At 75.8% G+C, this 20,748-nt stretch carries 16 protein-coding genes; 9 read left to right on the top strand and 7 right to left on the bottom strand.

The window, feature by feature from the left end; genetic code table 11:
* Positions 1-54: 54 nt before the first annotated feature.
* On the bottom strand, positions 55-2,262 hold the full coding sequence (gene recG / locus GBN72_RS31770; protein WP_151775443.1) for an ATP-dependent DNA helicase RecG: 2,208 nt from the start codon (positions 2,260-2,262) through the stop codon (positions 55-57).
* 173 nt (positions 2,263-2,435) lie between these two features.
* Here recG and GBN72_RS31765 point away from each other — a divergent pair, with 173 nt between their 5' ends.
* Positions 2,436-4,298, top strand: coding sequence for an HSP90 family protein (locus tag GBN72_RS31765; RefSeq protein WP_151775567.1), 1,863 nt, complete (start codon positions 2,436-2,438; stop codon positions 4,296-4,298).
* Positions 4,295-7,309 carry a tetratricopeptide repeat protein gene (locus tag GBN72_RS35705; RefSeq protein WP_164540997.1) on the top strand — a complete coding sequence of 1,005 codons (3,015 nt, stop codon included), beginning with the start codon at positions 4,295-4,297 and terminating at the stop codon, positions 7,307-7,309. Before GBN72_RS31765 ends, GBN72_RS35705 begins: the two co-directional genes overlap by 4 nt.
* Before the next feature lie 64 nt (positions 7,310-7,373).
* Here GBN72_RS35705 and GBN72_RS31755 read toward each other — a convergent pair whose 3' ends face one another.
* Positions 7,374-9,104 (bottom strand): DAK2 domain-containing protein, encoded by a 1,731-nt coding sequence (locus tag GBN72_RS31755; RefSeq protein ID WP_151775566.1) that lies wholly within the window; start codon positions 9,102-9,104, stop codon positions 7,374-7,376.
* 291 nt (positions 9,105-9,395) lie between these two features.
* Between GBN72_RS31755 and rpmB the strand changes: the two genes are divergently transcribed.
* On the top strand, positions 9,396-9,581 hold the full coding sequence (gene rpmB, locus GBN72_RS31750) for a 50S ribosomal protein L28 (protein WP_151775442.1): 186 nt from the start codon (positions 9,396-9,398) through the stop codon (positions 9,579-9,581).
* 163 nt (positions 9,582-9,744) lie between these two features.
* Here rpmB and thiD read toward each other — a convergent pair whose 3' ends face one another.
* Both thiD and GBN72_RS31740 read right to left on the bottom strand, forming a co-directional pair.
* The gene (gene thiD, locus GBN72_RS31745; protein ID WP_151775441.1) at positions 9,745-10,548 is read right to left on the bottom strand and encodes a bifunctional hydroxymethylpyrimidine kinase/phosphomethylpyrimidine kinase; all 804 of its coding nucleotides are present in this window, start codon (positions 10,546-10,548) and stop codon (positions 9,745-9,747) included.
* A 5-nt stretch (positions 10,549-10,553) separates the two neighbouring features.
* Positions 10,554-11,519 carry a thiamine-phosphate kinase gene (locus tag GBN72_RS31740; protein ID WP_151775440.1) on the bottom strand — a complete coding sequence of 322 codons (966 nt, stop codon included), beginning with the start codon at positions 11,517-11,519 and terminating at the stop codon, positions 10,554-10,556.
* Positions 11,520-11,788: 269 nt separating this feature from the next.
* On the opposite strand from GBN72_RS31740, the gene GBN72_RS31735 reads away from it, so the two are divergent.
* Both GBN72_RS31735 and GBN72_RS31730 read left to right on the top strand, forming a co-directional pair.
* On the top strand, positions 11,789-12,022 hold the full coding sequence (locus GBN72_RS31735) for an Lrp/AsnC family transcriptional regulator (protein ID WP_151775439.1): 234 nt from the start codon (positions 11,789-11,791) through the stop codon (positions 12,020-12,022).
* A gap of 20 nt (positions 12,023-12,042) precedes the next feature.
* On the top strand, positions 12,043-12,558 hold the full coding sequence (locus tag GBN72_RS31730; RefSeq protein WP_151775438.1) for a DUF3515 domain-containing protein: 516 nt from the start codon (positions 12,043-12,045) through the stop codon (positions 12,556-12,558).
* A gap of 63 nt (positions 12,559-12,621) precedes the next feature.
* Here GBN72_RS31730 and GBN72_RS31725 read toward each other — a convergent pair whose 3' ends face one another.
* The 3 genes from GBN72_RS31725 to GBN72_RS31715 all read right to left on the bottom strand — a co-directional run bounded on the left by GBN72_RS31725 (position 12,622) and on the right by GBN72_RS31715 (position 14,843).
* Entirely contained in the window at positions 12,622-13,038 is a 417-nt protein-coding gene (locus tag GBN72_RS31725) for a hypothetical protein (RefSeq protein WP_151775437.1), read from the bottom strand.
* A 189-nt stretch (positions 13,039-13,227) separates the two neighbouring features.
* Positions 13,228-14,073 (bottom strand): DUF4397 domain-containing protein, encoded by an 846-nt coding sequence (locus tag GBN72_RS31720; protein WP_151775436.1) that lies wholly within the window; start codon positions 14,071-14,073, stop codon positions 13,228-13,230.
* 110 nt (positions 14,074-14,183) lie between these two features.
* Positions 14,184-14,843, bottom strand: a complete 660-nt coding sequence (locus GBN72_RS31715; protein WP_151775435.1) for an RNA polymerase sigma factor — start codon at positions 14,841-14,843, stop codon at positions 14,184-14,186.
* A gap of 183 nt (positions 14,844-15,026) precedes the next feature.
* Between GBN72_RS31715 and GBN72_RS31710 the strand changes: the two genes are divergently transcribed.
* From GBN72_RS31710 to GBN72_RS31695, 4 genes are all read left to right on the top strand, one after another.
* Positions 15,027-16,079: a MerR family transcriptional regulator gene (locus tag GBN72_RS31710; protein ID WP_151775434.1), complete on the top strand. Its 1,053-nt coding sequence runs from the start codon at positions 15,027-15,029 to the stop codon at positions 16,077-16,079.
* Between the two features lie 209 nt (positions 16,080-16,288).
* Positions 16,289-17,584 (top strand): NAD(P)/FAD-dependent oxidoreductase, encoded by a 1,296-nt coding sequence (locus GBN72_RS31705; RefSeq protein ID WP_151775433.1) that lies wholly within the window; start codon positions 16,289-16,291, stop codon positions 17,582-17,584.
* A 190-nt stretch (positions 17,585-17,774) separates the two neighbouring features.
* A complete protein-coding gene (locus GBN72_RS31700) occupies positions 17,775-19,076 on the top strand; it encodes a lycopene cyclase family protein (protein WP_151775432.1) in 1,302 nt (433 codons plus the stop codon).
* Positions 19,077-19,201: 125 nt separating this feature from the next.
* Positions 19,202-20,698, top strand: coding sequence for an FAD-dependent oxidoreductase (locus GBN72_RS31695; protein WP_174887243.1), 1,497 nt, complete (start codon positions 19,202-19,204; stop codon positions 20,696-20,698).
* Positions 20,699-20,748: the final 50 nt, after the last annotated feature.

Raw genomic sequence — 20,748 nt, 5'->3', positions numbered from 1 at the left:
ACTCGGCGAGCCGTGAGGGAGACGGTGCGGACAGGTCGTGCGCTCCACAGTCTCTCAGCCCTTCTCCAGGTACTGCTCCCGGTCCTCGTCGAGGAGGGCGTCGAGGGCGGTCCGCAGGCCCGGGTGCGCGCTCAGGTCCGGGTCCTCGGCGACCACGGCGGCGGCCTCCTCGCGCGCCTGGGCGATGACCTCCTCGTCGTCGATCACCGCGAGGACCCGCAGCGAGGAGCGGGCGCCGGACTGGGCCTGGCCCAGCACGTCGCCCTCGCGGCGCTGCTCCAGGTCGATCCGGGAGAGCTCGAACCCGTCGAGGGTGGCGGCCACGGCGCCGAGCCGCTGCCGCGCGGGGCTCGCCTCGGGCGCTTCGGTGACCAGCAGGCACAGGCCGGGGGCGGAACCGCGGCCGACCCGTCCGCGCAGCTGGTGGAGCTGGGAGACGCCGAACCGGTCCGCATCCATGATCACCATGGCGGTGGCGTTGGGGACGTTCACGCCGACCTCGATCACCGTGGTGGCGACCAGGACGTGCGTCTCCCCGGCGGCGAAGCGGCGCATCACGGCGTCCTTGTCGTCCGGGTGCATCCTGCCGTGCAGCACCTCGACGCGCAGTCCGGCCAGCGGGCCCCGGGCCAGCTGCTCGGCGACCTCCAGGACGGCGAGCGGGGGCCGGCGGTCGGCCGTCCCGGCCTCCTCCTTCTTCTTCCGGCCCTTCGGGTCGTCCTCCTCGTCCCCGATGCGCGGGCAGACCACGTACGCCTGGTGTCCTGCCTCCACCTCCTCCCGGACACGGTCCCAGGCGCGGGCCAGGAAGTGCGGCTTGTCGGCGGCCGGCACCACGTGGCTGGCGATCGGCGAGCGTCCGGCGGGGAGCTGGTCCAGGACGGAGGTCTCCAGGTCGCCGAAGACGGTCATGGCGACCGTGCGCGGGATCGGGGTGGCCGTCATCACCAGCAGGTGGGGCGGCTGCTTCCCCTTGCCGCGCAGGGCATCACGCTGCTCCACGCCGAAGCGGTGCTGTTCGTCGACGACGACCAGGCCGAGGTCGTGGAACTGCACCTTGTCCTCGATCAGGGCGTGGGTGCCGATGACGACGCCGGCCTCGCCGGTGGCCAGGTCGAGCAGGGCCTGGCGGCGGGCGGCGGCGCCCATGGAACCGGTGAGCAGCACGACCTTGGTGGCGTGCTCGGCGCCGCCCAGCATCCCGCCCTGGGCGAGGTCGCCCATCATCTCGGTGACCGAGCGGTGGTGCTGCTGGGCCAGCACCTCGGTGGGCGCCAGCATCGCGGCCTGGCCTCCGGCGTCGACCACCGCGAGCATGGCCCGGAGCGCCACCAGGGTCTTGCCCGATCCGACCTCTCCCTGGAGGAGGCGGTGCATGGGGTGTGCGGCGGCGAGGCCGTCGAAGATCTCCCGGGAGACCTTCCGCTGGCCCTCGGTGAGGGTGAACGGGAGGCGGTCGTCGAAGGCGGCGAGGATGCCGTCAGGCTTCGGTCTCCGGGGCACGGCGGGGAGCTGGGCGTCGTCGTGGCGGCGGCGGGCCAGGGCGACCTGGAGGACGAACGCCTCGTCCCACTTCAGGCGGGAGCGGGCGTCCTCGACGTCGGCCGGGGTCTGCGGGCGGTGGATCTTGAGCAGCGCCTCGGGGAGGGGGACCAGGCCGCGGCCCTCGCGCAGGCCGTCCGGGAGGGGGTCGACGGCCTCCTGTGCGCTGGGCAGCACCGTCTGGACGGCCTTGGCCAGCTTCCAGGACTCCAGCTTGGCGGTGGCCGGGTAGATCGGGATGAGCGCCCCGGCCCAGCTGTCGACCGTCTCCGCGGCGTCCTCGCCGCGCAGCGGCTCGTAGGCGGGGTGGGCGAGCTGGAGCCGCCGGTTGAACACGGAGACCTTGCCGGCGAAGAGGGCGCGGGTGCCGGGGAGCAGCTCCTTGTGCGGTTTGTGGACGCCGTTGCCGAAGAACACCAGCTGGAGACGGCCGCTGCCGTCGGTGATGGTGACCTCCAGCCGCTGGCCCTTGCCGCGCGGGGCGCGGCTGGAGGCGAAGGTGTGCAGCCGGGCGTCGGCGACCTGGGCGACCACGGTGACGTGCTCGTCCATGGGGAGGTCGGCGAGCCGGGTGAGCCGGCCGCGCTCCTCGTATCTGCGCGGGTAGTGGTGCAGCAGGTCGCCCACGGTGTGCAGGCCGAGGTTCTCGGCCATCACCTTCGCGGTGGCGGGGCCGAGCACCTTCTTCAGGGGTTCTTCCAGTGCGGGCACGCCTTCCATTCCACACCACGGGTGCGACAGCGTTGCGGAATGCCTGTGGAAACTCCTGGTCAGGTGTGTTCTTCAGCTCCTAGGATGGCACGTCCGGCCACCACTGACCCGCGGTCCACCGCCCCATACGGTGCCGCCCGACCCCGCGCCGTTCCGCTGTCTCCCCCACCGGCGCCGTGACGATGGACTCCCAGACCTCGAAGCCGTCCCAGCCCGCCCCTTCCGCCCCGCACTCCTTCCAGGTCGACCTGCGCGGCCTGGTGGACCTGCTCTCCCACCACCTGTACTCAAGTCCCAAGGTCTACCTGCGCGAGCTGCTGCAGAACGCCGTCGACGCCGTCACCGCGCGGCGCGCGGAGGACCCGGACGCGCCGGCCCGCGTGCGACTGCGCGCCGAGGGCGGGACGCTGCGGGTGGAGGACACCGGCGTCGGCCTCACCGAGGAGGACGTCCACAACCTGCTGGCCACCATCGGCCGCAGTTCCAAGCGCGGTGACGCGGCCTCGCTGGAGTCGGCCCGCTCCGGGTTCCTGGGGCAGTTCGGCATCGGTCTGCTGGCCTGCTTCCTGGTCGCCGAGGAGATCCGGGTGGTCAGCCGCAGCGCCCGGACGCCCGGCGCGCCGCCCGTGGAGTGGCTGGCCGCCGACGACGGCTCGTACACCGTGCGCACGCTGCCGGAGGACGCCCGCACCGAGCCGGGCACCACCGTGCACCTGCGGGCGCGGGCCGGGGCGGCGCAGTGGCTGGAGGAGGAGCGGGTGCTGAAGCTGGCCCGCGACTTCGGTTCGCTGCTGCCGTACGACGTACGGGTGAACGACGAGGCGGTGACCGACCTGCCGGCGCCGTGGGACCGGGCGTACCAGAGCCCGGCGACCCGGCGGGTGGCGCTGGCACGCCACTGCGACGAGCTGTTCGGTTTCACGCCGCTGGACTCGATCGACCTGGACGTGCCGGTGGCGGGCGTGCGGGGTGTGGCGTACGTGCTGCCGACCGCGGTCAGCCCCGCGCAGCGGGCCGGTCACCGGGTGCACCTGAAGGGCATGCTGCTGACCGACCGGGCCGACGAACTGCTGCCGGACTGGGCGTTCTTCGTCCGCTGCGTGCTGGACACCGACACCCTGCGGCCGACCGCGTCGCGCGAGTCGCTGTACGAGGACGAGACGCTGGCGGCGGTGCGGGAGGCCCTCGGCGAGCGGATCCGGTCGTGGCTGACCGGGCTCGCGGCGGGCGACCCGGACCGGCTGACGGCCTTCCTGGCCGTGCACCACCTGGGCGTGAAGGCGCTGGCGCGGCACGATTCCGAGATGCTGCGGGTGATGCTTCCGTGGCTGCCGTTCGAGACCACCGACGGGCGGCTGTCCCTGGAGGAGTTCGCCCAGCGCCACAAGGTCGTGCACTACACGCGGACCGTGGAGGAGTACCGGCAGGTCTCCGCGATCGCCTCGGCGCAGGGCGTCGGGGTGGTCAACGGCGGCTACACCTACGACACGGAGCTGGTGGAGGCGCTGCCGTCGGTGCGGCCGGGGACGGCGGTCGCCGAGCTGGACGCGGACGTGGTGACCGCGCACCTGGACTCGGTGGACCCGTCGGTGGAGCTGGCGCTCTCGCCGTTCCTGGCGGCCGCCCGCGCCCGGCTGGACGGCCTGGGCTGCGACGTGGCGCTGCGGGCGTTCCATCCGGTGACGGTGCCCGCGCTGCACCTGGACGACCGCGCCGCCCGCCACGAGCAGGCGCGGGCGGAGGCCGAGGACCGTGCCGACGACCTGTGGTCGGGGATCCTCGGCTCGCTGCGGGGCGGGGCGCCGCGGGCGCGCCTGGTGCTCAACCACCTCAACCCGCTGGTCCGGCGCATCGGTTCGCTGACCGACCCGGAGCTGATCGGCACGGCGACGGAGTCCCTGTACGGGCAGGCGCTGCTGATGGCGCAGCGCCCGCTGCGGCCGGCGGACACCGCGCTGCTCAACCGTGCGTTCCTCGGCCTGCTGGAGTGGGCCACGCACGGCGACGCCACGCACGGCGACGACCCGGAGGAGGACGTCCGTTGACTTCCGTGACCAGTCTGGACGAGCTGCGCCGCGCGATCGCGGAGAACGGCGAGCGGCCCGAGGGACCGGCGCGCAACGCGCGGGCCGAGCAACTGCTGGCGGACGCCGAGTCGTTGGGCCTGCCGCTGGCCGTGATCGAGGCGCTGGGCCACCAGCTGACCGTCTACAACTACAGCTCGGAGAAGGACAAGGCGTTCGTGCCGTTCGCCCGGCTGCTGCGGATGTGGGACGAGCGGCCGGAGGACTTCGACGCGTACGAGACGCACTCGCTGTTCTGGCGCTTCAAGTGGATGTCGACGGGGATGCTCGGCCAGCCGCACATCCCGCTGGACGCGATGGAGAACTGGCTGGAGGAGATGGAGCGCCGCTACCGGCTGGCGGGCCACTCCGAACGGGCGGTGCGCTCCTGCGAGTTCCACGTCGCCAGCCATGTCGGCGACCTGGAGCGGGCCGAAGCGGCCTACGCGGCCTGGCTGTCCGCCGACCGCGACCGGATGGCGGACTGCTACGCCTGCGAGTTGCAGGGTCAGGGGTGGTGGCAGGTGCTCCGGGGCCGGGACGAGGAGGCGCTGGAGGTGTGGGCGCCGGTGCTGGAGGGCCGGTTCACCTGCGCCCACGAGCCGCACAACGTGCTGGCGTCCTCGCTGCTGCCGCTGCTGCGGCTGGGCCGCCTCGGCGAGGCGAAGGCCAACCATCTGCGGGGCTTCCGGCTGGTGCGGGCGACGGAGAGCATGCGTGCCTCCTACGCCGAGCACGTCGAGTTCTGCGCGCTGACCGGGAACGAGGCGCGGGCGCTGGAGCTCCTCGCGCAGCGGCCGGCGTACTTCACGGACGACGGGCACCCGTCGAGCAAGGGGGACTACCTGGCGGTGACGGCCCTGCTCATGGACCGGCTGGTGGCGCTGGGGATGGGCGACCGGCAGGTGCCGGGGCCCGCCGGCCGCGACTGGACGGCGGCGGAGCTCGCCGCGCACGCCCGGGAGGAGGCGCTGGCGCTGGCCGACGCCTTCGACCGGCGCAACGGCACCACGTACGTGAGCGACCGGCTGCGCGAGCGGATGGCGCGGGAGCCGCTGGTGGACCGCCTGCCGCTGGGGGTGCGGGTCGCGGTGGGCACCGCGGCGCCCCGTCCGGCCGCCCCGGCCGTGGCGGCGTCCGCGGAGGCCCAGGACCTGGCGGCGCTGCTCGCCGAGGCCCGGCGGCGCTCCGAGGCGCTGCTGCCGAGCGCGGTGGAGGCGTGGGAGGCCGTGGAGCGGGCCGCCGCGGGTTCGGCGGAGGCGGGTCCGGCGGAGGGTGGCGCGGCGGAGGCCGGCTCGGCGGAGGCCGGCTCGGCGGAGGCCGGCTCGGCGGAGGCCGGCTCGGCGGAGGCCGGCTCGGCGGAGGCGGTGGAGCTGTCCGCGCGGGACCGCGCGGAGATCGCCGAGCACCGGGCGCTGGGGCTGGGGCCGGACGGCGTGGACCTGTTCGCCACCGCCGCCGCGCTGTACGCCGAGGCGGGCGACCTGGGGGAGGCGCTGGCCTCCCGGGCCCGCGGGGTGTATGCGCGGACCCTGTCAGGCAAGCTCGACGGAGCGCTGGAGGACGTCACCGAGCCGTACCGGCAGTGCCTGGCGCTGTTCGCGGCCGGGGACACCGGGGTGCGGCAGACCGCGTCGGTGCTGATGGCCCGGGCCCGGGTGCTGCTGCGGCTCGCGCAGGGCGCCGACGGGCAGGAGCCCGACCCGGCGGCTGAGGCCGAGGCCGCGGAGGGGACCCGGGAGGCGGCCCGCGAGGTGCTGGCCTTCGTCGCGGAGCACGCCCCGGACACCGAGGACCCGCACCTGCTCTCGCGGACCGCCGAGGCGCACGCCATGCTCGGCGACATGGCCGCCGGGCCGGAGGAGGCCGTGCCCGAACTCTCCCTGGCGGTACGGCAGTTCCTGGACGCCGGGCTGCCCTGGTACACCGTGGAGTACGAGTCGCGGCTGGCCGCGATCGCGCACCACCTGGACGACCTGGAAGCGGCCCGGCGGCACCTGCGGGCGGCGCTGGAGCACGGCGGGGAGGCTCTGCCGCCGCTGGGGCACGCCCATCTCCACCTACAGCTGAGCGAGGTGCTCGCGGAGTCGGGCGGGGACGCGGTCGCCGAGGCGGGGGACCACGCGCTGGAGGCCGCGCACTGGGCCGACGAGGCCGGGCAGTCCGCCACGCTGGGCGCCTACGCGCGGCACCGCCTCGGCGGCCTGCTGCACCGGCAGGGGCGCTGGGCGGAGGCGGCCGAGGTCATGGAGTCCACGCTGCCGGACCTGACGCCGGAGACGCACGGCGACGGCACGGTGGTGCAGACGCTGTGGTGGCTGGGCGACTGCCTCGCCTCCCTCGGCGACCACCGGGACGCCGCCGAGCGCCGGCTCCGGGCGGCCGAGCTGGCGGCGCGGTGGCCGGACCAGCGGGACCACGCGACGCTGGCGCACCTCGCGGCGGAGTCCCTCTCGCGGGCCGAGCTGCCGGCCGAGGCGGACGCGGCGTACGCGCGGGCGGGCGAGCTGTGGCGGGAGCTGGGCGACCTGCCGGGGCAGGTCCGGGCGCTGCGGGCGCGGGCGTGGCTGGCGGCCGAGGAGGACGTGGCCACCGCGCGGGCCTTGATGGACCGGGCGCTGGACGCGTGCCGGAAGGCGCTGGCCGTGGCGGAGGAAGACGGGGAGCGGCTCCCGGTGGCGGCGGAGCTGGCGGGTACGCGCCACCAGTTCGGTGGTCTCCTCGCGGACCACGAGGGGCCGTCCGAGGAGGCGCACGGCCATCTCGTGGAGGCGGTGTCCGGCTTCGCCGCCCTCGGTGATCCGGCCCGCGCGGCGCATGCCGACGCCCTCCTCACCCTGGGCCGCCTCGAGGCCGCCCTCGGCCGTCCCGCCGACGCCGCCGCCCGCGCCCGTGAGGTCCTCGCCGCCTGCGACGCGGACAGCGACCCGTCCGGCCCCCTCCGCACCCGCCGCTCGGACGCGGAGGCCCTCCTCCGCGAGGCCACCGGCTGACCCTCCGCCGCAAGGCGCCCGGGGGCTGCCCGCAGTGGGCACGCCTCCGGGGCCGGGACCGGGGTCACTCCACGCCGATGAGGAGGGGGGCTCCCTGGGCGCCGCCGTGGTGGACGACCGTGTCGACGGCGAGGTGGTGGTCGTGGACGTGGGACTCCAGGGTGGCGGCCAGGGCGGCGGGGGCGGTGTCGTCGAGGACGAGGGTGACCAGCTCGCCGCCCGCGGAGAGCATGCGCTCCAGGACGTCGAGGGCCACCTCGGTGACGTCGGAGCCGATGAGGGCCACGTCGCCCTCGACCATGCCCAGGACGTCGCCCGGCTGGCAGATGCCGGCCATGGTCCACGCCTGGCGGTCGGCGACCGCGACCTCGGCGAACCGCGTCGCACCCGCCGCCGAGGTCATCGACACCACGTCCTCGTCGAAGCTCCGCTCCGGCTGGTGGACGGCGAGGGCGGCGATGCCCTGGACGGCGGCGCGGGTGGGGATCAGCGCGACGCGGATCCCCTCGGCGCGGGCCTGCTCGGCGGCGGTCACCGCGGTGCGGCGCAGCTCGTCGTCGTTGGGCAGGAGGACGACCTCACGGGCGTGCGCCGCGCGGACGGCGTCGAGGAGTTCCCCGGCGGTCGGCGGGCGTCCCGGCGGGGCGAGCACGGTCGCGGCCCCGGCCTCCGCGCAGAGCGCGGCCAGCCCCTCGCCGGGCAGCACTGCCACCACCGCCCGCCGCACCGGCTCCGGCGCCGACTCCAAGGAGGGCGCACCGCGCCGTACCCCCTGGTCGCCCGCGAAGTGGGTGATCCGGATCCGGTGCGGCCGTCCCGCCTCGATGCCGGCCTCGACCGCGGCCCCCGCGTCGTCGACGTGGACGTGCACGTTCCACAGCCCGTCGCCGCCGACGACCACCAGGGAGTCGCCGAGGGCGTCGAGCCGTTCCCGGAGCCGGGCCACGGCCTCGTCGTCGCTGCCGTCGAGCAGGTACACGACCTCGTACCCCGGCCCGTCGCCGTCGCCGTCGTCGCCGCCGTGCCCGTGTCCCGCCGCGCAGGCGTCCGCCCCGTAGGCGTCGTTCGCGCCGACGGCCGGGCCGACCGGCGTCCCCCCTGCGGGCCGCGTCACCGGTGACGCGGACGGCCGCTCCCCGGTGAGCGCCTCCACCAGCGCCCCCAGCACGGCGACCAGCCCGCGCCCGCCCGCGTCGACCACACCGGCCCGGCCCAGGCTCTCCAGCTGCCCGGGGGTGCGTGCCAGGGCCTCGCAGGCGCCCTCGTACGCCGCGCGCACCACCGCGCCGCAGTCCCCGCCCCCGTCGGCCGAGGCCGCCGAGGCAGCCGACGCGGCGGTCGCGGCCACCGCGGCGGCGGAGGCGACGGAGAGCACGGTGCCCTCGACGGGACGTGCCACGGCCTCCCAGGCGGAATCGGCGGCCCGCCGCAGCGCCGCGCAGAGGGCGTCGGCGTCGGCGTGCGGGGCCTTGTCGTCCAGGCCCTCGGCCATGCCTCGCAGCAGTTGCGCGCAGATGGTGCCGGAGTTGCCGCGGGCGCCGACGAGCGCACCGTGGGCCATGGCCCGCATGACCTCGGGGAGAGAGGGGCGGGCCCCGTCGGCGAAGGCCTGCTCGACGCCCGCGGCGGCCGACTCGAGGGTCAGGTAGAGATTGGTCCCGGTGTCACCGTCGGGCACCGGGTAGACGTTGATCGCGTCGATCTCCTCGCGCGCCCTGCCCAGCGCGTCGAGCGCGAGAGCGCACCAGGCGCGCACCGCGGGTGCGTCGAAGAACGTCTCCGGCACCTTCGGCACCTGCGCCACCTGCGCCTCCCTGTTCTGCTGGTCTTCCGGACCGGTAGGCAGCGTAGTGCCCGCGGGTGCCCGCGGTGACCGGCCCTGGTGTCCCGGTCCGGTGCGGGGGCTCCGGGCGGGTCGATGCCCGTCCCGTGGTAGTTTCGTTGTACGGACGCAGTCGTTGTATGCTGCTCCGGTTGCCCGATCCGTTCGGGCCATTCCCCTGGCAAGGCCACTCAGATCCCTTCGATCCGACCCCTGGCATGCCGGGGTCCACCGTAAGTGCATCTGAAGTCTTTGGAGTGACCCGTGGCTGCCAACTGCGACGTCTGCGGCAAGGGCCCGAGCTTCGGCAACAACATCTCGCACTCGCACCGCCGTACGCCCCGTCGCTGGAACCCCAACATCCAGCGCGTTCGTACCGTGGTGGGCGGGACGCCGAAGCGCGTGAACGCTTGCACCTCGTGCATCAAGGCCGGCAAGGTCTCGCGCTGACGTCCATCACCCGTCGTCCCGGGACTCCCCGGGCTGCGGGGACATCACGCGCGGCCACTGCCGGTTCGCTGCATTGAGCCGGTCCACGATTTCCGTGGACCGGCTTTCTGCTGTCTCCGGGCACCCCGGGCGCAGCGCGTGCACCCGGGGCGGTCCGGAGCTTCTACCGTCCGCGGTCGCGCCAGCCGTGGTCCACGGGGCCGATGCCCGCGCCCAGCGCGAAACCGGCGGCTATCGCCCCCGTGACGTACTCCTTGGACAGCGCCACCGCCTCCGGCACCGGCCGTCCGAGCGCCAGGTGGGAGGCGATCGCGGAGGCCAGTGTGCACCCGGTGCCGTGGGTGTGCCGGTTGTCCAGCCTCGGGGCGCGCAGCCAGTGCTCCTCGGAGCCGTCGGTCAGCAGGTCGACCGCCTCGCCGGCCAGGTGGCCGCCCTTGACCAGCACCCACCGCGGCCCCAGCTCCAGCAGTGCCGCGGAGGCCCTCCGCATTCCCGTCTCGTCCTCCACCCGCACGCCGGTGAGCTGGGCCACCTCGTCCAGGTTGGGGGTGACGACGGTGGCCGCGGGCAGCAGCAGGGTGCGCACCGCCTCCAGCGCGGACGCGGCGAGCAGCGGGTCGCCGTGCTTGGAGACGCTGACCGGGTCGACCACGGCGGGCACGGCCGTGCCGCTGATCAACTCGGCGACCAGTTCGACCAGTTCCGCCGAGGAGAGCATTCCGGTCTTGACCGCGTCCACGCCGATGTCGTCGGCCACCGCCCGGTACTGGGCGCGCACCGCCTCGGCGGGCAGGTCCCAGACGCCGTGCACGCCGCGTGAGTTCTGCGCGGTGACCGCGGTGAGCACGCTCATCCCGTGCACGCCGAGGGCCAGCATCGTCTTGAGGTCCGCCTGGATGCCGGCGCCGCCGCCGGAGTCGGATCCGGCGACGGTCAGCACCAGCGGCGGCGCTCCCGTGTCGGTCATCGCCCTCAGCCCTCCATGTCCGAGAAGTGGTCCCAGCCGCCCTTGCGGGTCCAGGGCGCGCCGTCCACGGTGACCTGCGGCAGCGCCGACGGGTTGAGGACCTCGCCGATCACCTTCCACCGCGCGGGCAGCTTCACGTCGGGCGGGAAGGTGGCCACGATGGCGTGGTCCTCTCCCCCGGTGAGCACCCACTGCAGCGGGTCGACGCCGACCGCCGAACCGATGTCGTTCATCTGGGTGGGGACGTCCAGCGCGCCCGAGCGGATGTCGATGCGCACCTTGCTGGCCTCCGCGATGTGCCCGAGGTCGGCGATCAGTCCGTCGCTGACGTCGCACATGGCGGTCGCGCCGAGCGAGGCCGCGGCCGGGCCCGCGTGGTAGGGCGGCTCGGGGCGGCGGTGGGCCTCGACGAAGGCGCGGGGCGAGCGGAAGCCCCGGGAGAGCACCGCGAACCCGGCCGCGGACCAGCCCAGCCAGCCGGTGACGGCCACCAGGTCGCCCGGCTGCGCGCCGGCCCGGGTCACCGGCTCGTGGTTGCGAAGGTCGCCCAGGGCGGTGATGGAGACGGTGATGGTGTCGCCGCGGACCACGTCCCCGCCGACCACCGCGGCGCCCGCCACCTGGCACTCGTCGCGCAGGCCGTCCATCAGCTCGGTCGGCCAGGTCACCGGCAGTTCGGCGGGCAGTACCAGGCCGAGCAGCAGTGCCGTCGGCACCGCGCCCATCGCGGCGATGTCGGCCAGGTTCTGCGCGGCGGCCTTGCGGCCCACGTCGTAGGCGGTCGACCAGTCCCGGCGGAAGTGGCGTCCCTCGAGCAGGATGTCCGTGCTCGCCACCACCCGCCGGTCGGGTGCGGCGACCACGGCGGCGTCGTCGCCCGGGCCGAGCCGGACCGCCGGGGTGGTGGTGAGCCGCGAGGTGAGCTCCCTGATGAGCCCGAACTCCCCCAGTTCCCCCACGGTTCCCTTCACCGAGCCTCACCGTTCCCTTCAGCGGTCGTTGTGCCGGGTATCAGTGTCATGGGTATCCCCTGTGTGCATGTCCGCGGGGGCGGCTGTTCCCGTCGGCCGTTGACGGGCGTGGCCGCCCGTCGCCGGCGCGGGCGGGCGTCAACCGGCGCCGAGGAGTGCACCCTGGCGCGCGAGCCCTTGATCGGTGAGGTCTCCCCCCGGGGTGGGACTACGCGATACCGTGTCGTTCCTTCTCTCCACACGATCCTCGAAGCCGCCCTGGAGGTTCCGTGGTACAGGCGTACATCCTCATCCAGACGGAGGTAGGAAAGGCGTCCTCCGTCGCCGACACGATCAGCAAGTTCTCCGGTGTGATCCAGGCCGAGGACGTGACCGGACCGTACGACGTGATCGTGCGCGCCCAGGCCGACTCGGTCGACGAACTCGGCCGCATGGTGGTCGCGAAGATCCAGGGGGTGGACGGCATCACGCGGACGCTGACCTGCCCGGTCGTGCATCTGTAGCCCCCGTCTACCCTGGGCCGGTGAGCTCCTACCGCCACCGGCCTCGTCCCCGTGCCCGTCGTGCCCGTCCTCTCGCCCCGGCGGGCGTGGCCGGGCTGGTGCTGCTGGCTGCCGCCTGCTCCTCGGCAGACGACCGGGCCGAGGCGGCGGTTCCCTCTCCGGGCAAGGAAGTGACCGGACTCTGCCGTGGGCTGGACAAGGCTCTGCCGGAGACGGTGGTCGACGAGGACCGCTCCGACCCGGAGCCGGAGTCCGAGCTCACGGCGGGCTGGGGAAGCCCGGCGATCATACTCCGCTGCGGGATCCCGCGGCCCCCGGTGATGAGCGATCCCGACGCTGTCACCGTGGAGGTCGACGGCGTGGGGTGGGTGCTCGAGGAGCTGGAGGACGGCGCACACCGTTTCACCACGTCGCTGCGCCGGGCCTACGTCGAGGTCTCGCTCCCCGGGGAGGTCGCCGCCGTGAGCGGCTCGTTCGCCCTGGTCGACCTGGCCCCGGCGATCAAGAGGACGATCCCGCAGGGCGTCGCGGACTAGCAGCGCCAGAGTTTTCCGCCGCGGGCCTCCGCTGAATCCCCCACCGGCCCGGCCGGCGGCCGGTCAGCCCCTGAGGCGTCGGGTGACGGCGGCGAGCGCGGACAGAAGCCGACGGCAGGCCGCGCGGCACGCCGTCCCCCGCCGGGCCGCCCACCGGGAGGCCCCGGGAGACATCCGGGCCGGCGAGGCCGGGGCCGGCGAGGCCGGGGCCAGTGAGGCCGGGGCCGGTGGGGGCGGTGGCGTGAGGGGCCGGTCCGTCGCGGAGAGGTTCCGGGCGACGGCCCGCCACACCCGTTCCGGCGGCTCGCTCGGCAGGTCCCGCTCCCGCACCCCCCGCGCCGCGACGACGACCCGCAGGGTCCGGCGCAGCTCCTCCCGGCAGTGCCCGCACCCCGCGAGGTGGCGCAGCGTGCCGTCGTCGGGTGTCACGCCGTTGCCGAGGGCCAGTTCCATGAGGTGCGTGGGGTCGACGTGCGCCACCGTTCGTTTTCCCTTGTTCGCCTGGCGGGACGTACCCGCGCGTGCCTTGGCCGTGCGGGCGTTCCCGCGCGGCGCGTCCCTGCACGAGGGGTTCGGGCGCCCGTTCCCGCACCCGGAGGGGCTGCACGGCGACGACCGCCGCCAGGGGCGGCGGTCGTCACGGCGAGCAGGCGGCGGCGTCCCGTTCCCTCATCCGCGCCGGTCGGAGACCCGGTGTGCCACCCGCACGCCCGTCAGGGTGACCAGTCCGGTGACGGCGGCCCACGCCAGCCAGGCCTCCGGGGAGTTGGGGGTGACGGCGGCCGCCGCGCCGGTGCCGCCCGCGTGGACGGCGTTCGGCGAGGATTCCGTGCCGCCGAGCGTCTGGGTCGCCAGGGCGAGGTTCTGGTCGTCCGCGCTGCCCCAGGCGTAGACGACGGTGTCGCTGCCCGCCTTGAGGTTCAGGTCCGCGGGGCCGATCGCCACGGTGCCGGTGCCGGCAAGGGTCACGTCGGCGTTCACGGTGCCGGCGTCCACCACGGTGGAGTCCTGGTTCGGGTTCGTCAGCCCGGTGAAGACGGGCTCGCCCCCGGCCCTGACGTCCACTGCCGGGGCGGCGGCCACGTGCCGGACGGTCAGCCGGGCCTGGCCGGCGTCGACCTTCGACGTGTCGTTCTTGAAGGTCGTGAGCTGCGGCTCGCCGTCGGCGGACAGGTGCGCCGCGATCGTGGCGTCGGCTCCCTCCGGCACCTGGACCTTCTTCTCCAGGACCGGCGTGCCGTCGGGGCCCTGACCGGCCTTGAACAGCTGTATCTCGTAGGTTCCGGCGTCCAGGGCCTGCGGCTTGGTGACCGTGCCGGGCTTGAAGTCGCCGAGCAGCCGGTCCCCGTTGGCGTAGACGTCCACGGTCGTCCCCGGAACGCCGTGGAACACGGACACCGTGCCCGTCCAGTCACTGTCGGCGGCCGCGGCGGTCACGGACGGGGCGGCGACGGCGAGGGCCAGGGCGCATGCTCCGGCGGAGGCACCGATGAGGAGGGGAGTCCGGGAGGTCATGGGAGTGATCCCTTCTTCGAGGTCCGCGCCGGTTGCGCGGTCTCACCCGTAGTTCGCGGGTGCCCCCCGGAACGGATGCACAGGAGGGACATTTCCTCCATTCCGGTCACCTACGGCCCGGCCCGCTCCCCTGTCACGCCGACGCCGTCACCCTGTTCGATCGCCGCGCGGAGCCGTAGCAGGCCGCGCCGGGTGTGGCTCTTCACGGTGCCCAGGGGCAGTCCGGTGCGGTCGGCGATCTGGGCCTGGGTCAGGTCCTCGTAGAAGGCCAGGCACAGCACCTCGCGTTGTCCGCGGGGCAGCCGGGACAGGGCGTCGACCAGCAGGACCCGGTCCAGGACCTCCTCGGGCGCACCCTCGGGGCGCGCTCCCCCGCCGTCGTCGGCGCGGGTGACGCTGTCGACGAGCGTGAGGCGCCTGGTGCGCGCCGCCAGGGCGTCGACGATCTTGCGGCGGGTGATGCCGACGAGCCAACCGCCCAGCGTTCCGCGCTCCGGGCGGTAGCCGTCCCGCCCGCGCCACGCGCCGATGAACACCTGCTGCGTGACGTCCTCGGCCTCGTGGGTGTCGCCGAGCGAGCGGGTGGCCATGGTGTGGACGAGGGGGCCCCAGCGTCGGTAGACGGCGGCGAAGGCATGCTCGTCGGCGGCGCGCAGGCCATGGGCGAGCTCCTCGTCGTCCGGGGCCGGGCGGCCGGGCGCCGGGGTCTCGCGCGGGGCTCCGGCCGGGGCCGGGGGACGGACACCGGCGTGCGGCATGTACGTGGTCATGACCTGTTCCTCCTGCCGTCTGCGCCGTGCGGGCGTCGGCGTCGACCGCCCGCGGAGCGGGCCGGGACGGCGTGCGCGCCCTGACCACCGGCTCGTGATGTCAGTCTTGTGAGTGATAACGACGCACTCAACATGCGTCGTTTGTGCGTCGTACGATGGAGGTGAGCAGCAGGAGGTGCGGCGATGGACGGCGAGCACGGCGAGCACGGCGGACGCGACGAGCACGGCGAGCGCGAGGGGCACGACGGGCGCGACGGGCTGCCGGGCGCGCCGCGGGAAGGCGGGCTGACCACCGGCGAGGTGGCGCGGCGGCTGGGCGTGGCACCGACCACGGTCCGCTCCTGGGACCGCCGTTACGGGCTGGGCCCCACCGCGCACACCGGGGGCCGGCACCGACGCTGGACGGCCACGGACCTCGCCCGCCTGGAGCGGATGTGCGCGCTCACGGCGACCGGTGTGCCGCCGGCCGAGGCCGCCCGGGTGGTCCTCGCCGAAGCGGAGTCCGGCGCTCCCCCGCGCGCCACGGCGGCGGCGGCCGCCGCCCGCCCGAGGCCGGGCGCCCGCGCGCGCAGCCGGGCCGGGTCGGGGCTGCGCCTGGGGGACGTGCGGCAGGAGTGCAAGGGGATCGCGCGGGCGGCGCTGCGCCTGGACGCCGTGGCCCTCGACGGGCTGCTGGACGAGGCGATAGGGGATCACGGCCTGGTGGCCGCCTGGACCGAGGTGATCATGCCGACGCTCCAGGCGGTCGGCCGGAAGTGGGAGAGCTCCGGGGAGCGCTACGTCGAGGTCGAGCACTTCCTGTCCTGGCACGTCTCGGGAGCGCTGCGGCGTCACGCGCCGCCCGTGGCCGCCGACCGGCCCGGCGCCACGACGGTGCTCGCCTGTGTCCCCGGGGAGAACCACACGCTGCCGCTGGAGGTGCTGGCCGCGTCGCTGGCCGAACGGGGCCTGCCGGTGCGCATGTTCGGCGGCGCGCTGCCGGTGGAGTCGCTGGTGACCGCGGTGCGCCGGACCGGTCCGGCGGTGGTGGGGCTGTGGGCGCAGTCCCGCACCACGGCCAGCCGGCCGCTGGCCCAGCACGTCGCGGCGATCGAGTGGGGGGTTCGCGGTGCCCGCAGGAGACCCGCGGTGCTGACGCTGGGCCCGGGCTGGGCCGGGCAGACCGCACCCGGGCTCCCCCATCCGCCGGGGCTGGCGGAGGCCGTCGCGGCGGTGGAGACGGCCGTGCGCCGGTGACCGTGCCGCGCGGCGGTGCGGACTGCGGGCGCCGCGCCCAGGTGACGAGGACCGGCCCGCCGGGTACTCGGCCGCGGTGCCGCCCGCCCCGGCGGACGGCACCCGCCCGCGGGAGGCCCGGGCGGACCCGTCGCCGTCCGGGACTTCCCCGGCGGCGGACCCGTCACCGCCCGCGCGCGGCGGCGGAGGAACGCCGGAGGAAGGGAACCATGACCGGTCACCCCCCGAGCGCCCGCACCGCCCCGGGCGGCCGCGCCGCCCCGAGCACCCGGCCCACCCCGGACGCCGTCGTCGTCGGGGCGGGCCTCGCCGGCCTGGCCTGCGCGCTGGACCTGTGCCGCGCGGGACGACGCGTGGCACTGCTGGAGGCGTCCGACGGCGTGGGCGGCCGGATGCGCACGGACCGCCGTGACGGGTTCCTGCTGGACCGCGGTTTCCAGGTGTTCAACACCTCCTACCCGCAGGTCAAGCGGCGGCTGGACCTGCGGGCGCTGCGGCTGCGGCCGTTCACGCCCGGCCTGGTCGCCCACACCTCGGCCGGGCCGGTCCGGCTGGCGGATCCGACCCGGCGCCCCGGGGAGGCGGGGGCGCTGCTGCCCGGGCGGGTGCTGCCGGCCCGCGACCTCGCCGCCCTGGGCGCGCTCACCGCGCGCGACGCCCTGCTGCCCGCCCGTTTCCTCACCCGCGGCCCGGACGACCGCTCCACGGCCGCCGCCCTGTCCCGGGCCGGGGTCTCGGCCGGCACGGTCGACGAGATCCTGCGGCCCTTCCTCTCCGGCGTGTTCCTGGAGGACCGGCTGGAGACGTCCGCCCGTTTCTTCCACCTGGTCTGGCGGAGCATGGTCCGGGGCACGCTGTGCCTGCCCGCCGGCGGGATCGGCGCCGTCCCGGAGCAGTTGGCCGGCCGTCTGCCCCCGGGCACGCTGCGGCTGGAGACGCCGGTGGAGGCGGTCACCGGCGAGGGGGTGCTGCTCGCCGACGGCCGTGAACTGGCCGCGCCCGGCGTCGTGGTGGCGACGGACGCGGCCGCCGCGGCGCGGCTGCTGCCGGGGCTGGACGTGCCGGCCGGCCGCACGGTCACCACCTACTACCACGCCGCACCGCGCCCCCCGCTGGCCGAGCCGACGCTGATGGTGGACGGCGCGGGGCACGTGCTGAACACGTGCGTGCCGAGCGAGGTCACGCCCGCCTACGCGCCGCCGGGGACCGCTCTGGTCTCCACGTCGGTGCTGGGCGAGGACCGTCCCGGGGCGGACGATGCGGTGCTGCGCCGCCTGGGCGAGCTGTACGGGGCCGACACCCGCGACTGGCGGCAGGTCGCCGTGTACACCGTCCGGGGCGCCCTGCCCGTGATGGAGCCCCCGTGGCCGCTGAGCCGCCCCACGCGTGTCGCGGCGGGCCGGTACGTCTGCGGCGACCACCGGGCCACCGGCAGCGTCCAGGGCGCGCTGGCGTCAGGCACGCGGGCCGCCAGGGAGCTGCTGGCCGATCCGTCACCCGGCTGACGGCGGATCCGGCGCGGACCGCGCGCCGCATCCGCCGGCGGCCCGGATCCGGAAGAGACGATGCGTGGGCAAGGCCGACGCCCGTCTTCGACTTCCGGGAGTGGACTGTGACCCTCGACGGCGCCCGTACCCGCGGACGATCCGGCGTCCCCCGCCCGCACCCGGCCCGGAGCGACGACCGGACGGCCGGATGAGCCGGCGTTCCGCCGCGGCCCCTCAGGTCTCGGACGTCGTCGTCCTCGGCGGCGGCGCGGCCGGACTGAGCCTCGCGCACCGGCTGGCGGAGATCGCGGGGCCCCCGGATTCCCCCGGGGTCTCCCCTCCCCTCACCCTGACGCTGGTGGAGGCCCCCGACGGCCCCCTGCGTCCGCCCGAACGGACCTGGTGCCACTGGCACCGCGACCACCCGGGCGACGACGGCGGCACCGACGGCACCGGCACCGACGGCGACGGCGACGGCCTGGACGAGGCCGTCGTCGCCTCCTGGTCCCGGCTGCGCGTCCACGGCGCCGACGGACGGGCCCTGACCGTGGACCCCGCTCCGCTGCGCTACCGCATGATCCGGTCCACCGGCTTCGAGAGCCTGGTGCGCGCCCGGCTGGCCGGCTCCCCCGGGGCCCGCCTCCTGCGGGCCACGGCGGACACGGTCCGGGAGGCGGCCGACGGCGCCGTGGTGCACTGCACGGCGCCGGACGGCGGCGCCCTCTCGCTCCGCGCCCGCCTCGTGTTCGACTCCCGCCCGCCGCGCGTCCTGCCCCCCGCCCGGACCCACCTGCTGCAGCACTTCCGCGGCTGGTTCGTGCGCACCGGTGTCCCGCGGTTCGATCCGGCGGTCGCCGACCTGATGGACTTCCGGGTGCCGCAGCCCCGGCACGGCCTGGCCTTCGGGTACGTCCTGCCGCTGGCCGCGGACCGGGCGCTGGTCGAGTACACCGAGTTCTCCCGCGCGCCGCTGGCCACCGAGGCGTACGAGGCGGCCCTGGACCACTACTGCCGTGACGTCCTGGGACTGGGCGCGCTGACCGTGGAGGCCGCGGAGCAGGGCGTGATCCCCATGACGGACGGGCGCTTCGCCCGCCGGGCCGGCCGCTCGGTCTTCCGGATCGGCACCGCGGGCGGCGCCACCCGCCCGGCCACCGGCTACACCTTCGCCGCCGTGCAGCGGCAGAGCCGGGCGGTGGCCGCCGCCCTGCGCGCGGGCCGCACGAGCGTGCCACCGCCGCACGGGCGGCGGGCCCTCGCCATGGACGCGGTGCTGCTGCGGGCGCTGGACACCGGCCGCGTCGACGGCCCCGCCTTCTTCACGGACCTGTTCCGCCGCGTTCCGGCGGAGCGGCTGCTGCGCTTCCTCGACGGCGGCACCTCCCTGTGGGAGGAGTTCGGCGTCGGACTGCGCACACCCGTCGGCCCGATGCTCCGGACCGCCCTCGAACTGCCCTTCCTCCCCCGTCGTCCGCCGTCCGCACCGTCCACCGGAGAGAGCCACCGATGACGCCGCCGTTCGACCCCCGCCCGGTCCGCGCGCTCGACCACGCCCCGCCCGCCCCCGGCCGGCGCCCGCCGGGAACCCGGCCGCGCGCCGCCCGGCGGGGCCGTGACCGCAGGGCGGAGATCCTGATGCCCGCACCGGGCCGTGAGCGCTTCACTCCCGGTGACGCGCCCGGCGTCGCCGTGGTCGGCGGCGGGATCGCGGGTCTCGCCGCGGCCACGCTGCTGGCCGAGCGGGGCGCCCGGGTGACCCTGTACGAACGGGGGGACACGCTCGGCGGCCGGCTGGCCGGCTGGCGCACCCGCCTGGCCGACGGGTCGGCGGCGACCATGAGCCGCGGCTTCCACGCCTTCTTCCGCCAGTACTACAACCTGCGGGGCCTGTTGCGGAGGACCGACCCCGGGCTCGACCGCCTCCGGCCGCTGCCCGACTACCCGCTGCGGCACAGCGGCGGACTGACCGACAGCTTCGCCCGCGTGCCGCGCACCCCGCCGTTCAGCGCCCTCGGCTTCGTCGCCCTCAGCCCCACCTTCGGCTGGCGCGACCTGGCGGCCATGGACCCCCGGGCGGCGCTGCCGCTCCTGGACGTCCGCGTCCCCGAGGTCTACGAACGCTTCGACGGCACGAGCGCGACGGCCTTCCTGGACCGGGTCCGTTTCCCCGAGGCGGCGCACCACCTGGCGTTCGAGGTGTTCTCCCGCAGCTTCTTCGCCGACCCGCGCGAACTGTCGGCGGCCGAGCTGCTCCTGATGTTCCACATCTACTTCCTCGGCTCCTCCGAGGGGCTGCTGTTCGACGTGCCGGCCGAGCCCTTCCCGCAGGCGCTGTGGGAACCGCTCGGCGACCACCTGCGGACGCTCGGGGCACGCGTGCGCACCGGCACCCCTGTCCACGGCGTCCGGCCGCACGAGGACGGGGGCGTCGAGGTCGTCGCCGACGGCTCGGTGGAGCGCCACGAGGCGGCGGTGCTCGCCCTGGACCCCGGGGCGCTGCGCGCGCTGGTGGAGGCCTCGCCGGCCCTCGGCACCCCGGTTTGGCGGGAGGACGTCGCCGCGCTGCGGACCGCGCCGCCCTTCCTGGTGTCCCGGCTCTGGCTGGACCGCCCGGTGCGGGCCGGGCGCCCGGGCTTCCTCGGCACCAGCGGCTACGACGGCCTGGACAACGTCAGTGTCCTGGAGCGCTACGAGGGGGAGGCGGCCCGCTGGGCCGCCCGCACCGGCGGCTCGGTGGTCGAGCTGCACGCCTACGCGGTGCCGGCCGGCGCGGACCGCGAGGAGGTGCAGGACCGACTGCTCGCCGGTCTCCGCCGGGTCTACCCCGAGACGCGCGGGGCCCGCGTCGTGGACGCCCGTCACGAGTGGCGGGCCGACTGCCCGTTCTTCCCGGTCGGCTCCCACCGCAGGCGGCCGGCCGTGCGCACGCCCCATCCCCGGGTGACGCTGGCCGGTGACGCGATCCGCTGCGACCTGCCGGTGGCGCTGATGGAACGCGCCGCCACCACCGGGTTCCTGGCGGCCGGCGCCCTGCTGGCCGACTGGGGCGTGCGGGGGCAGGTGCTGTGGACGGTGCCCCGGGCGGGCCGCTCCGCCGCGCTGCGGGGGCTGGCCGCCCTCGCCGGACGCTGACCGCCGGGCCCCGGGCCCGTCCTGACGCGCCCCGGGCCCGGCTCTGGACG

Source organism: Streptomyces abyssomicinicus (genome assembly GCF_008974245.1).
In the GTDB taxonomy this organism is placed as follows: Bacteria; Actinomycetota; Actinomycetes; order Streptomycetales; family Streptomycetaceae; genus Streptomyces; species Streptomyces abyssomicinicus.
Note: the sequence above shows the minus strand (reverse complement) of the source record. Positions and strands in the feature narration are given on the sequence as shown.

Coding starts and splice junctions, on each gene's coding strand:
- GBN72_RS31715 (WP_151775435.1), bottom strand. CDS start 14,843: ATGACCACGTACATGCCGCACGCCGGTGTCCGTCCCCCGGCCCCGGCC.
- GBN72_RS31765 (WP_151775567.1), top strand. CDS start 2,436: ATGGACTCCCAGACCTCGAAGCCGTCCCAGCCCGCCCCTTCCGCCCCG.
- GBN72_RS31705 (WP_151775433.1), top strand. CDS start 16,289: ATGACCGGTCACCCCCCGAGCGCCCGCACCGCCCCGGGCGGCCGCGCC.
- GBN72_RS31700 (WP_151775432.1), top strand. CDS start 17,775: ATGAGCCGGCGTTCCGCCGCGGCCCCTCAGGTCTCGGACGTCGTCGTC.
- GBN72_RS31695 (WP_174887243.1), top strand. CDS start 19,202: ATGCCCGCACCGGGCCGTGAGCGCTTCACTCCCGGTGACGCGCCCGGC.
- GBN72_RS31720 (WP_151775436.1), bottom strand. CDS start 14,073: ATGACCTCCCGGACTCCCCTCCTCATCGGTGCCTCCGCCGGAGCATGC.
- GBN72_RS31710 (WP_151775434.1), top strand. CDS start 15,027: ATGGACGGCGAGCACGGCGAGCACGGCGGACGCGACGAGCACGGCGAG.
- thiD (WP_151775441.1), bottom strand. CDS start 10,548: ATGACCGACACGGGAGCGCCGCCGCTGGTGCTGACCGTCGCCGGATCC.
- recG (WP_151775443.1), bottom strand. CDS start 2,262: ATGGAAGGCGTGCCCGCACTGGAAGAACCCCTGAAGAAGGTGCTCGGC.